Raw genomic sequence first — 13050 nt, forward strand, 5'->3', positions numbered from 1 at the left:
TTTCTATTCAATCGTCTTCAGTAATAGTTTTTTCAGCAATGGTTTAATCTTCAATCGTAAATCTTCAGCATGATTTGCAACTAAGAAGTGATGGTTATAAATGTTTTTCATCAATTGATAAGTTGCTTCTTTCGCTTCGCCTTCTTCGATGAAGATACCGATTACTTCCATACCACTTTTACGCGCGAGTTTAACAGCTTCATGCGTATCTAAAATTCCGTCTTGTTGATAGTCTAGCGCAGAAGGCTCACCGTCTGTGAAGACTAGTAAGAATTTATGTTTCTCAGGTCTTTTGGCAAGTTTTTCAGAAACGATACGAATAATATATCCGTCGCGGTTATCTTCTTCTTCACGAAGTTGCATAATTTCTGGACCAACGTTTGGTAACGTTGAGTTTTTATAATTTACAACTTCATGAATAACGTTCGGCTTATCTTCAGGTTTAGCGCTAGAGGCATCTTCCCAAAATCCGCTAATAGCGTGCGGGATTTTTAAAGACTTTAAAGCTTCATGGAATAGTACAACACTCTTCTTCGTTTCTTCCATTTTGTTATACATAGAACCAGAACAGTCAACTAACAGTTGGAATGCAACATCGAGTTCTTGTGACTCTTGTCCTTTTTTATAAAACATACGTGGTTGTTTTTCGGTATAAATACGAAGGAATTTCTTACGAAGTCTTCCGTAATATTTATCACTATTCGCATTCGTTTTATTTTCAATCGTTTTTTCGATAATTTTCTTTAATTCTTTTACATCTTTATTGACGACTGATTTGATAGCTTGGTAATCTTTTTTCTCATCTGAGTTTGGTTTGCGAGCTTCTTTAAATGTATGAGAAGCACCTACATTATACTTACCGTATGCACCGTCGTGCTGGCTAGAAGCGTGTGAAGCCCTTGCTTCTTCTGTATCAGCGCCATCAAAGTTGGATTGTGTACTTTTTTGTGAAGTACCTTGTACAGAACCAAGTGCTTGGTCGCCATCTTCTGATTCACGGGCGGTATCACCCATCATATTAGTTTTTGTTCCGCTTTCTAATTCAAAGCGTAAAAAGTTCTCGTTTTCGTTATTTTTATTTTCACGATGCCATGTGGAGAAACTTTCATCCATTTTGTTTTTATTTTCATCGTCATCTATAAGCTGCGTATCATCATTTGCTAAATCTTCGACGCGACAGTTCTTTTCGTCTGCAAGGACAGATAAGTAAAGTGGAGCATGTCCGAAATAGTTGTTAAGCATATCACTTTCAAGAAGCGCCTCTAAGCGATAGCGAATTTTCTCAACGATATACATAATATCTTCTGTATTACGTGCTTGGAATGTTTCATGTAAAATCGCTTCAATTTGCTCAAAATATTCATTATTAAACATTTCGTATTTATCGCTAGTTAATGAAAGATAGCATAGGCAAAATAGACGATCACCGTGATAATTACGAACACGGTTTATTTCATTTTGAGAGCCGAAATAATTTCGGTACATTTCTTTTCGACGCTTAAAAACATGCTTCGTGCCAGGACGTAAGTTCTTTACGATTTCCTCAACGCGTAAATCTTCTAATAGAACAAATAATTGTGTTAAAAACTTTTTTAGGGGCGATTCTTGCAATTCAATCGCATAAGAACGAATTAAAGTCATGTCCGAGTAATGTTTATTACCAAGTGCTTTTAAGAACACTTCGCTTTTTAATCCGATTACTGTATCTTCTTCTTTTCGATCATCCCAAAAGTGACTAATGACAACTTTCTTTTCAATTTCGTCGTAGTATGCTTTATAGCCATATTCAAGATAGGCATCGTCTTCTTTTAGAAGGGCATACATTAAGTTTTCCATTTGTAGAAACAGCGACGCATCAATTTTTTTGTCACTAAAAATTTGTCTCATAAATTATCCCTCAAAGAAATAACTTTCTGCTAATTCACGGACAGTCATTTGTTCTGTTTCATCATTAAGTTTTGCAATTATGCTTCGTTCAATCGCTCGCATAACAGGAATATATACACCTAAATCACATGCGTCGATAATACCACGAATACTTGCTGCTTCTTCACTTACACGTCCATCGCGAGCTAAAGGCATAAGGTCGCTTGCAAATGCAACAAACTTTTCAATTGTTGCAACATCATTTAATTTTGATTCTGCTAATAATAGTTCTTTTAATGTTTCACCTTGAATGTAAGGAACTTCAATAATAACGAAACGGTTTTTTAACGCTTCATTTAGCTCACTTGTTCCAACGTAACCTTCGTTAATCGCAGCAATTACACGGTATTCGTCATCACCGTATACAACCTCTTGTGTAAATGGGTTTGTAATCATTTTACGGTAATCTAATGCGCCGTGAAGTAGCGGTAAAGTTTCAGGTTTTGCCATATTGATTTCGTCAATATATAGGAAGTGACCGTTCTTCATTGCTTTCATAAGAGGACCGTTAACGAATGAAACTTCAGATGCACCATCTTTCGTTTGTAGTGTGTTGTATCCTAAAATACCCTCTACATCTAAGTCGACAGAGCAGTTAATGCTATGCATTGGTTTTTGGAATAAAGAAGAAAGAGTTTCCGCTAGTACTGTTTTACCACTACCAGTCGGTCCTTTTAATAGAATGTTCTTGCCAAGAAGAAGTGCTGTAATCGCATCTTCAATAATGCTATTATCAGACGCTTTATATATTTTCGTTCCGATTAAATGTGCATTTTCACCAGCTTCTTGTTTATTCTTTTCATGAATCGTAGAAAGCTGTTGTTTTAAATCAGCATGTATATGAAATTGTTCTAACATGTATTTCCCACCTAACATTATTTTCATAAAGTAATACATCTTATGATAACTTGTTTTAATATGGTATGCAAAGAAAAGGAAGGAGGATAAAGGGAAAAGAAAAAGCAATCAAGATAAAGTTGATTGCCTACAGTAAAGGAGAAATGAGCCTCATGAAAGACTCCAATATGCGTTTTTTTATACTTCTTTTTTGGAAAGAGTTCCATTTAATTTCAGTTGAATGTTTAAAATCTTCTTCGAAATCACATTTAATATCGTGAACTGTTTTTGATTCATAAAGTACGCTAATAATTTCGTAATTCAATTCAAAGCTACGTACATCCATGTTCGCTGTTCCGATAGTTGCAATTGTATCATCAACGAGTACAATTTTTGCATGCATAAAACCATCTTTATAACTGTAAATAGAAGCACCAGCTTTTAAAAGCGGAGTGAAATAGGATTGAGATGCTTGATCACTAATGATGCTATCACTTTTACCTGGATATAAAATCCGTACATCTATTCCGGCAATTGCACTTAAGCGTAATAATGTTAAAGTTTCTTGATCTGGAATAAAGTAGGGTGTAGCGATCCAAATGGATTTTTTTGCAGAGCCCATAACAGCTAATAATGTATTACGAATACTTTTATCATCGGAGCTTGGTCCGCTTGCTACGATTTGAACAGCACCTTCTGCATTTGAAATCTCTTTACCTGGGAAGTATTGTCTATTCATGAATTGATCCCAGGAATAAGTATTTAAACCACTAGAGGCATAGAGCCAGTCTTCTAGAAAGATTGCTTGTAATTTATATAATGCTTTTCCTTCTATTTTTAAATGACTATCACGCCAAACAGGAAATTTCTTAGAACGGCCAAGATATTCATCACCGACATTGAGTCCTCCGGTAAAACCAATTTTTCCATCTACAATAACAATTTTTCGATGGTTACGATAATTGACAGTTTCAAGTAACCAAGCTGAAAAAATAGGGTCAAATTCTACAATTTCAATCCCAGCTTCTTTCATAGGTTGCAAAAATCGTCGTCGTAACGTATTACTTCCAAGGCCATCATAAAGGAAGCGTACAATAACACCATCTTTTGCTTTTTGTATTAAAGCATCTCGAACTTTTGTACCAATTTCATCAGATTTATAAATGTAGTATTGAATATGTATATGATGCTTTGCCTGCTCTATAGCTCGCAAAATTTCTGAAAATGTTTGATCTCCGTTTGTTAAAAGTTTTGTAGTTGTTTTATCTGCGGCAGGACCACCTCCAAATTTTTGTATGACTTCTGTTAAATGTATGGAACGTTCATTTAGTGGGACTGTGAGTAATAACTCTAGTCTTCTTCCTTCTAATATTTCACGGAATAATTTTCTTTGTTCTTCTGAACGATGGAGATGTTTTTTTCTTCTCCAGCGGCTGCGTCCGAAAATAGCGTATAAAAGCACACCTATAATAGGAAGAAGTGCTAATACTAAAAACCATGCTAACGTACTTTGTGGAGATCTATTTTCTATAAAAATAACGAATGAAATTCCGACGATTGTGATGGACCATAGAGCACCGACAAATGTATATAACGAAATATACGATGTATTTAATAGGAACAGAACGATAGATACGATTGTAAATATTAATAGTAATTGAACGATAGGCTTTTTCATTTCTATATAATTCCCCTAATCTTTTTTCAATATAGACTTCTTAAATAGAAGATGTAATATGACATCTTTATTATAAGGTGTTTTGCTTTTTTTACAAAATATAGACATATCACCTATACTTTCCGCATTTGTCCTACATACAGTGTACTATCCCATTTTTTATCTCACTCTTAACGCATATGAAAATGAAAAAATCGAAAAGGAGCGGAGAAACATGAATTATATAGAAAACAATGGATTGTACTATCGGAATCATCATCATGGAGGACACAATCATGGTGGGCACAATCATAACGGTGGACATCATCACCATGGAGGACACAATCACTATGATCACCATCATCATCACGGAGGCGGATGGGGCTGGGGTGGTGGTAGTTCATGGGGAGGTGGATTTTTCCCTGGAAGCTTTGCAGGAGGAGTGTTAGGCGGACTGACAGCTGGTGCATTAACAGGTGCAACAAGTGGAGGATATTATCCAGCTCCATATCCAGTAGCTTATCCATCGCCATACCCTGTAACGTATCCAATGCCATACCCAGGTTATCAGCAAATACCATATTCGTATTAAATTAAAAAAGAGGCTATCCTCTTTTTTAGTTTAATACAGTATTTATTTATAAAATAATTCCAAAGTTAAGGTAGAAATATGTTAATATTTTGTTATTGTAATTCAAAAACATACACATTAATGTAGATTTTCATATTATTATTCGTGAATAGTTATGTAGTATGATCTAATTTCTATTTCGTTATTAAAAACAAAGAGATCAGATATGAGTGGTATTAGTTGGAAACAAGGCTTGCATAGAGCTACTTAAAAGGATTGCGGTATAATAAGGCGCGAAGTAATTAGAGATATGGGAAGCTACCAGTTATAATTGAAACGGTATAATATTGCTTTTTATTACAAATAATATTATGTTATTTTAATCGGTTTATTTAAAAAGATAATTTATGTAAAGGGCTAGTATTAGAAAATGAAATATCTCTATTTCTATGAAGAGAAACAGGTTGTGTTTTAGTCAGATAGAAGCAAGGAGAGATGCGCATGCTAGAACAGAGAGGTCATGCATTATATGACTCTTCGTTGCGAGATTTAAAGTTAGCATTAGATGAGTCTTCAATTGTTGCAATTACAGACCGAGAAGGTCTTATTACATATGTAAATGATAAATTTTGTGAAATCTCTAAATACAAAAGGGAAGAATTAATTGGAAAAGATCACCGTATTTTAAATTCAGGTCATCATCCGAAAACCTTTTTTCAAAACTTATGGAAACGTATTTTGAATGGGAAAGTATGGACAGGTGAGATTCGGAATCGAGCGAAAGATGGTACATATTATTGGGTCAAAACAACAATTGTTCCATTTTTAAATGAAAAAGGAGAGCCATACCAGTTTATCGCAATACGAAATGATATTAGTAGTAGAAAAGAAGCGGAACAGAGGTTGCGGCTAAGTGAAAGTCGTTATAGGGAACTTGCCTATCATGATGCTTTAACGAGTTTGCCGAACCGTTTGCAATTAATAACGACCGTTAATAAATTGATTGCAGATAAAAAAGAATTTGGTATGATTTACTTTGATTTGGACCGTTTTAAATTAGTAAATGATACGTTAGGTCATATGATAGGGGACTTACTTTTAAGCGAAGTCGCTTCAAGGTTGCATTATGTACTAGGAGAGAAAGATGTTCTGGCTAGGCTAGGTGGCGACGAATTTGTGCTGTTAACAAAAAATCATAGACAAGATGATATGAGGCAGTTAGCGACATCTGTGTTGTCATGTTTCCAGGCACCATTTATTCTTGAAGGCCATGAAGTATATATTTCAGCTAGTCTAGGACTTTGTTCTTATCCACAAGACGGACAAGACGTGGAAACATTATTGAAAAACTCCGACTTAGCTATGTATAGTGCAAAAGAACAGGGGAGAAATGCTGCATGTTTCTTTACAGATGAGCTACGCGCGAAAATAAATCGTAGAATGAAAGTTGAGTTTGCTTTGCAAAAGGCAATTCGTGATGAAGAGTTAGATGTAGTATTGCAGCCTATTATTGATTTGAAAACGAAGAGATATTCTGGTATAGAAGCTCTAGTACGCTGTATGACAGAAGACGGACCTATTTCACCAAACGAATTTATCCCGGTAGCTGAAGAGTCTGGACTTATTATAAAGCTAGGAGACTGGGTATTAGAAAAATCGTGCCGATTGTTTAAAACATTGCCAAATTATCAAGAAGGACTAAAGTTATCAGTGAATTTATCTATACAACAATTAATGCAGAAACGTTTTATTTTCTCTGTACGTAGCATTTTAAAGAGAACTGGTTTTCCTCCGAACCGTTTAATATTAGAAATAACGGAAAGCATAGCAGTCCGCCATTTTGATTATATTATTGCTACATTACAAGAATTAAGAAATATGGGTGTGTTAATTGCTTTGGATGATTTCGGAACTGGCTATTCTTCCTTATATTATTTAAAACAACTACCACTGGATATTGTAAAAATTGATCGTAATTTTATTCGTGAATTTCATTATGATCACGCACAACCAGAACGAACGATTGTAAAATCCGTTATTGAAATTGCTCATAGTTTAAATTTAGCAGTAGTTGCTGAAGGAGTAGAAACAGTAGAGCAAGAGAGTTTATTACAATCAATGAGCTGTGATTATGTACAGGGATTTTATTATGCGAAACCTTTATCTGTAGGAGAGCTAAAAGAAAAGTTAATTACAGATTTTTAATAAAAAAGAGAAGCCAGCAGCTTCTCTTTATTTAATCCGTTTTTTGTGAGTCTTTCATTAGTACTGGATAAAGAATAAGACCTAATATAAACAATCCAATTCCTAAGAAGAACGTTTTTAAATCAGCAGTTCCCGTTTTGATAACCCAAATGGAGTATACCAATGCCAATGTAGTGATAATTCCATCTTTTACTCGAGATCCTGGTAGTATATCATACGTTTCTCCTGTAATAACTAATTTTAATTGGTACAAGGTAGAAACAAGGTATGGAATTAAATAGGCTAATGTTGCTACGACGATAGCGAAACTATATGCTTCTGAAACAGTACCAGAAATCGTTGAAAATAAGAAAATTTGCGTCATTACATTTGTAATCAATAATGATTTTGAAGGACTACCTTTTTTATTTGTTTTCCCAAAAAACTTAGGAAAAAGTCCATTCTTTGCTGCCTGGTAAGGTACTTCTGAACTAACAACGATCCAGCCAACTGTAGATCCAAATAAAGATATAAGAGCGAGTAAGGCCATTATATATGCACCTTTATTTCCAATTACTAAATTTAATGCATCTACTAACGGTTTTTGAGACTCCTTTAAAGCATCTTGCGGAAGAGCTCCCATTGTAAGTAAAGTAATTGACATGTAAATAAGAAGAGCGATAATTAATCCGAAAATCGTAGCTTTTTTTACATCGCGCTGTGATTTTGCACGGTTAGAAAGCATAACCGCTGATTCAATACCGATAAATGCCCAGAGTGTTGCAATAGCAGCTGAATTGATTTGGCCACCTAACGAGATAGATTGTCCTGCTTCATTCATAAAGGTTTGACCGTCTCCGAAATTAGAAGCATTGAAAATGAATAATGTAATTACAATAAACATTGTAAATCCGATAATTTTTGCAATAGTAGCAAGTAGATTCATATTTCCAGCTCGATCAATATTTTGAGAAAGAATATATTGAATTCCCCATAGCATAAGGCTACATACAAGGAAAGTTAACCCTTTTCCGAGTTCTAGTGAAAATCCGTTTATTGAAAAAAGAATTTGCTTACTTTGTAAAACTGGAAAGAATGTTGATAAATATCCAGCAAAGGAAATAATAACAGATGCTGTTGCAGCCCAGTTAGCAGCCCAATATCCCCATGCCATACTATATCCTGCAACTTTACCAGCTTTTTTTGAAGGAAACATCGCTTGAGCATAGCTTTGTGGTCCAGCTTTTAATTCTGGTTTACGAATCGCTAAATTTCCAAATACAAGTGCAATCATAAAAACGCCAAGGCCTGTAATACTCCATGCGAGTGTAGAACCCATTGGACCTGATACTTGTGCTAAATTTGCTGGAAGCATAAATACGCCACCGCCAACCATATTCCCGATAACAAATGCTGTTAAAACCCATAATCCCCATTTTTTCGTTTCCATTTTTGTTAACTCCTTTGTAGTAAGTTTTGCTTAAACATCATTTTTTACTAGCTTTTTGACAATAAAAAAAGAGCCATGTAGATAAAAAAATACCTACATGGCTCTTTCGCCAAAGCGTAGGTACAACGGGAATAACCCTTGTACCTACGCGTAATTTTTCCGCTAGGTTTCAAGGGTTACGTATGATGATGATGTTTTTGTGCAAATGTAACTACAGTTGTTGTATAAGTAAGCATAGTTCTTTGCTCCCTTTCTCCTCTGATTTTGAAGTTAGTATACTACATGTTTTTTTGAATGAAAAGAAAAATATAAAAATTTTTATAAAAATACGTTTTAAAGATTAAATATTTACCTATATTTTTCTTGTAATGGAAAATAAGTGAGAGATTGGCAGAAGAGTGAAGCATGTTATAATACATATAGAATTATAAGGTGACAAGGGGCTATTGTAGATGATGAGTAAGTATGAACAAATTTATACAGAAATCAGTAAATCTATTGATAATAAACAATTAAAAGAGGGATGCAAAATCCCATCAGAAACAGAATTAATGAAGCAGTATGAGGCAAGCCGAGGCACGGTAAGAAAAGCTGTAGATTTACTGCAAGAGCGTGGATATGTGCAAAAAATTCACGGAAAAGGTGTGTTTGTTTTAAAGCGAAAAAATATTGAATTTAATTTTGGTGGTATTGTAAGTTTCCAAGAAGAAAATGAACGTTTAGGACGTCATTGTATTACAGATGTCGTAGAAATGGAGAAAATTGAAGCGACGAAAGACGTAGCAAAGTTATTAAACGTGAAAGAAAAAACAGTGATTGACCATATTAAACGTGTACGAAATATTGATGGAGAAAAAGTAATTTTAGATATAAACCATTTTGTATCGGAATATATTCCAGGGCTAACGAGAGAAATTGCAGCTACATCGATTTATAAATACATTGAGAAAGAGCTTGGGCTACATATTAGTTATTCACAGAGGGTAATTGAAGTACAGCCATGTACAGAGGATGACAGAAAGTATTTAGATTTAAATGGAACAGACTATGTTGTCGTTGTGAAAAACTTTACACATTTGTATGATGGAAGTCAGTTTGAATATACAGAATCACGCCACCGCTTAGATATTTTTCACTTTTCGGATGTGGCACGCAGGAAGTAAAGAGGTGGAACAAAATATTGTTTCATCTCTTTTTTTTATAAAAAAACACAAACTCGTATATATGAGTGTTGACTAACTTATATATACGAGTTAATATGTAATTGTAAACGGTATCAAAAAAAGAAAAGAGGGACGGGAATATGGGGAAAGACTATCGTAAAACAGCAGAGGAAGTGTTGCAGTATATTGGTGGGAAAGACAATATTGAACAAGCTGCACATTGTGTGACGAGGCTCCGTATCGCTTTAAAAGATGAAAGTAAAATAGATAATGATAAATTACAGTCTGTTTCATTAGTGAAAGGAGCGTTTCATAACGCTGGTATATTTCAAGTTGTAATTGGTCCAGGGGATGTAGATCGTGTTTACGCTGAATTGATAACGCTTGCAGGTATGAAAGAATCGACTGTAGCTGATGTAAAAGACTCTGGAAATCAGAAGTTAAATCCAGCTCAAAAGTTTGTAAAAATATTTTCGGATGTATTTATGCCGATATTACCAGCGATCGTAACAGCTGGTTTACTAATGGGTATTAACAATCTATTAGGCGCAAAAGACTTATTTTTTGATGGGAAAAATTTATTAGATGTTTATCCGAACTTAGGCGGGCTTTGGGATTTAATTAATATGATGGCCAATACAGCATTCGTATTCTTACCAGCACTTGTCGGTTGGTCAGCAACGAAGCGTTTTGGTGGTAGTCCAATACTAGGGATTGTTATGGGATTAATGCTTGTGCACCCGGCCTTATTAAACGCTTGGGACTACGGAAAAGCAGCGACTGGTTTAGAGGGTCAAAAGATTGAGTACTTCAATATTTTAGGACTGTTCCAAATTGAGAAGGTAGGATATCAAGGACAAATTTTACCTGTTTTAGTAGCAGCATTTGTATTAAGTAAAGTGGAAATTTTCTTAAAGAAACATGTACCAAATGCAATTCAATTATTAGTTGTACCAATTACAACAATCGTTGTGACAGGTGTGTTAGCATTAGGAATTATCGGTCCGGTTACACGTCATATTGGAGATTTATTAACAGTAGGATTGGTAGGTGTATATGAAACAGTACCAGTAGTTGGAGCAGTACTATTTGGAGCGTTATATGCACCGCTTGTAATTACAGGTATGCATCATATGTTTATTGCAATTGATTTACAATTGATTGCACAACATGGCGGTACATTTATTTGGCCGATGATTGCTCTTTCTAACATTGCGCAAGGTAGTGCGGCACTTGCGATGTTCTGGATTTCTAAAAATCAAAATGATAAAAGTATGGCATCAACATCAGCCATTTCAGCATACTTCGGTATTACAGAACCAGCGATGTTTGGTGTGAATTTACGAAATAAGTTCCCGTTCTATGCAGCGATTATAGGGTCTGCTGTTGCAGCGATATTCATTACATTAAATGGTGTATTAGCACCTGCTATCGGAATTGGGGGATTGCCAGCATTTATTTCTATCATTCCGAAATCGATTCCAATGTTTATTGTCGGAATGATTATTGCAGTTGTAATCCCATTTACTTTAACATGGTTATTTGCAAAAAGAGTGAAACAGAAGTAGGAGGAAGTTAAACATGAAGGATTGGCATAAAAGTGTAGTCTATCAAATTTATCCGAAGAGCTTTAATAGTTATTACAATAGAGAAACCGGTGATATAAAAGGGGTTACAGAGAAACTAGATTATTTAAAAGAACTCGGAGTGGATTATATTTGGTTAACACCGATATACCAATCACCACAAAATGATAATGGATATGATGTAAGTGATTATTACAGCATTGATCCATCTTACGGAACGATGGAAGAGTTTGAAGAACTTTTAGCAGAAGCGAAAGTACGTAACATTGAAATTATGCTTGATATTGTTGTAAATCATAGTTCGACTGAACATAAGTGGTTTAAAGAAGCCAAGGAAGATAAAAATAGTCCATATCGTAATTACTATATTTGGCGTGATGAAAAAAATAATTGGCAGTCTAAGTTTGGTGGATCTGCTTGGAAATATGATGAGAAGACGGAGCAATATTATTTACATCTATTTGATGAAACACAAGCTGATTTAAATTGGGAAAATGAAAAACTGCGTGAAGAAGTATATGATATGATGCGCTTTTGGCTGGATAAAGGGGTAACGGGATTCCGATTAGATGTCATTAATTTAATTTCAAAAGACCAATGCTTCTTAAATGATGAAGGTAATACTGCGACAAGTGATGGACGCAAGTATTATACAGATGGCCCGCGTGTTCATGAATATTTACAAGAGATGAACCGCAATGTTTTTGCAGGAAAAGATGTAATTACAGTTGGAGAAATGTCTTCTACGACAATTGATAATTGTATTAAATATTCAAATCCTAAGCGTAATGAATTAAGTATGACGTTTAGTTTTCATCATTTAAAAGTAGATTATCCGAATGGAGATAAGTGGACAAAAGCGAATTTTGATTTCATTAAATTAAAAGAAATTATGTCTAATTGGCAAATTGAAATGCAAAAGGGCGGAGGATGGAATGCGTTATTTTGGTGTAATCATGACCAGCCTCGCATCGTGTCACGCTTTGGTGATGATGGAAAGTACCGAAACAAATCTGCAAAAATGTTAGCGACAGCCATGCACATGCTGCAAGGAACGCCTTATATTTATCAAGGGGAAGAAATCGGTATGACGAATCCTAAATTTGAGTCCATCGAGCAATATCGTGATGTAGAATCGTTAAATATATACGATATAAAGCTAAAAGAAGGGCTATCACAAGAAGAGATTATAGGGGTTTTAAAGCAAAAATCTCGTGACAACTCTCGTACTCCGATGCAGTGGAATGAAGAGGTGAACAGTGGTTTTACAACAAGTACACCTTGGATTTCAGTGGCTGAAAATTTTAAAGAAATAAACGTAGAGAAGGCATTAGAAGATAAAGAGTCCGTATTTTATCATTATAAAAAGTTAATAGAGCTTAGAAAAACGTATGATGTAATTACAGAAGGAGAATATGCTATTTTGGATAAAAATGATCCTAAAATTTGGGCATATACTCGTACTACAGAAAGTGAAGTACTACTTGTTATAAATAACTTCTATGGAGAAGAAATAACGTACTCTGTACCGGCGCACGTTCAATTAGATGGAATGAAACAAGAGGTACTACTGTCGAATTATAAAGATTCCAGCAAGGATATTACAAAACTTAAATTAAGACCATACGAATCAATTGTGTATCGATATACGAAATAAAAAGGTTGTATGCCCGAGC

General features: G+C 34.8%; 9 protein-coding genes. 5 read left to right on the forward strand and 4 right to left on the reverse strand.

Annotated elements, in window-relative coordinates; all coding sequences use genetic code 11:
* Positions 1-3: 3 nt before the first annotated feature.
* The 3 genes from ACTFRY_RS26790 to ACTFRY_RS26800 form a co-directional block, all read right to left on the reverse strand.
* Positions 4-1887, reverse strand: coding sequence for a vWA domain-containing protein (locus ACTFRY_RS26790; RefSeq protein ID WP_001248851.1), 1884 nt, complete (start codon positions 1885-1887; stop codon positions 4-6).
* Positions 1888-1890: 3 nt separating this feature from the next.
* Positions 1891-2784 (reverse strand): ATP-binding protein, encoded by an 894-nt coding sequence (locus tag ACTFRY_RS26795; protein WP_088068465.1) that lies wholly within the window; start codon positions 2782-2784, stop codon positions 1891-1893.
* A gap of 127 nt (positions 2785-2911) precedes the next feature.
* Positions 2912-4441, reverse strand: a complete 1530-nt coding sequence (locus ACTFRY_RS26800; protein ID WP_098616454.1) for a cardiolipin synthase — start codon at positions 4439-4441, stop codon at positions 2912-2914.
* Positions 4442-4655: 214 nt separating this feature from the next.
* Here ACTFRY_RS26800 and ACTFRY_RS26805 point away from each other — a divergent pair, with 214 nt between their 5' ends.
* Both ACTFRY_RS26805 and ACTFRY_RS26810 read left to right on the forward strand, forming a co-directional pair.
* Positions 4656-5012, forward strand: coding sequence for a hypothetical protein (locus ACTFRY_RS26805; protein ID WP_001106406.1), 357 nt, complete (start codon positions 4656-4658; stop codon positions 5010-5012).
* 480 nt (positions 5013-5492) lie between these two features.
* Positions 5493-7196, forward strand: a complete 1704-nt coding sequence (locus ACTFRY_RS26810) for a putative bifunctional diguanylate cyclase/phosphodiesterase (protein WP_000893342.1) — start codon at positions 5493-5495, stop codon at positions 7194-7196.
* Between the two features lie 31 nt (positions 7197-7227).
* On the opposite strand, the gene ACTFRY_RS26815 is transcribed toward ACTFRY_RS26810, so the two are convergent.
* The gene (locus ACTFRY_RS26815; protein WP_098616453.1) at positions 7228-8625 is read right to left on the reverse strand and encodes an amino acid permease; all 1398 of its coding nucleotides are present in this window, start codon (positions 8623-8625) and stop codon (positions 7228-7230) included.
* Between the two features lie 452 nt (positions 8626-9077).
* Here ACTFRY_RS26815 and treR point away from each other — a divergent pair, with 452 nt between their 5' ends.
* From treR to treC, 3 genes are all read left to right on the forward strand, one after another.
* A complete protein-coding gene (gene treR / locus ACTFRY_RS26820; RefSeq protein WP_000987236.1) occupies positions 9078-9788 on the forward strand; it encodes a trehalose operon repressor in 711 nt (236 codons plus the stop codon).
* A gap of 140 nt (positions 9789-9928) precedes the next feature.
* Positions 9929-11356: a PTS system trehalose-specific EIIBC component gene (gene treP / locus ACTFRY_RS26825; RefSeq protein ID WP_000513942.1), complete on the forward strand. Its 1428-nt coding sequence runs from the start codon at positions 9929-9931 to the stop codon at positions 11354-11356.
* Between the two features lie 13 nt (positions 11357-11369).
* On the forward strand, positions 11370-13031 hold the full coding sequence (gene treC, locus ACTFRY_RS26830; protein WP_098616452.1) for an alpha,alpha-phosphotrehalase: 1662 nt from the start codon (positions 11370-11372) through the stop codon (positions 13029-13031).
* The last annotated feature ends 19 nt before the right edge of the window (positions 13032-13050 follow it).

The sequence above is a fragment of the Bacillus cereus group sp. MYBK195-1 genome (assembly GCF_051916605.1).
Lineage (GTDB): Bacteria > Bacillota > Bacilli > Bacillales > Bacillaceae_G > Bacillus_A > Bacillus_A cereus.

What these genes read in the sequence shown, in the direction of transcription:
- ACTFRY_RS26790 (WP_001248851.1), bottom strand. Translation starts at nt 1,887, where the DNA reads ATGAGACAAATTTTTAGTGACAAAAAAATTGATGCGTCGCTGTTTCTA.
- ACTFRY_RS26795 (WP_088068465.1), bottom strand. Translation starts at nt 2,784, where the DNA reads ATGTTAGAACAATTTCATATACATGCTGATTTAAAACAACAGCTTTCT.
- ACTFRY_RS26800 (WP_098616454.1), bottom strand. Translation starts at nt 4,441, where the DNA reads ATGAAAAAGCCTATCGTTCAATTACTATTAATATTTACAATCGTATCT.
- ACTFRY_RS26805 (WP_001106406.1), top strand. Translation starts at nt 4,656, where the DNA reads ATGAATTATATAGAAAACAATGGATTGTACTATCGGAATCATCATCAT.
- ACTFRY_RS26810 (WP_000893342.1), top strand. Translation starts at nt 5,493, where the DNA reads ATGCTAGAACAGAGAGGTCATGCATTATATGACTCTTCGTTGCGAGAT.
- ACTFRY_RS26815 (WP_098616453.1), bottom strand. Translation starts at nt 8,625, where the DNA reads ATGGAAACGAAAAAATGGGGATTATGGGTTTTAACAGCATTTGTTATC.
- treR (WP_000987236.1), top strand. Translation starts at nt 9,078, where the DNA reads ATGATGAGTAAGTATGAACAAATTTATACAGAAATCAGTAAATCTATT.
- treP (WP_000513942.1), top strand. Translation starts at nt 9,929, where the DNA reads ATGGGGAAAGACTATCGTAAAACAGCAGAGGAAGTGTTGCAGTATATT.
- treC (WP_098616452.1), top strand. Translation starts at nt 11,370, where the DNA reads ATGAAGGATTGGCATAAAAGTGTAGTCTATCAAATTTATCCGAAGAGC.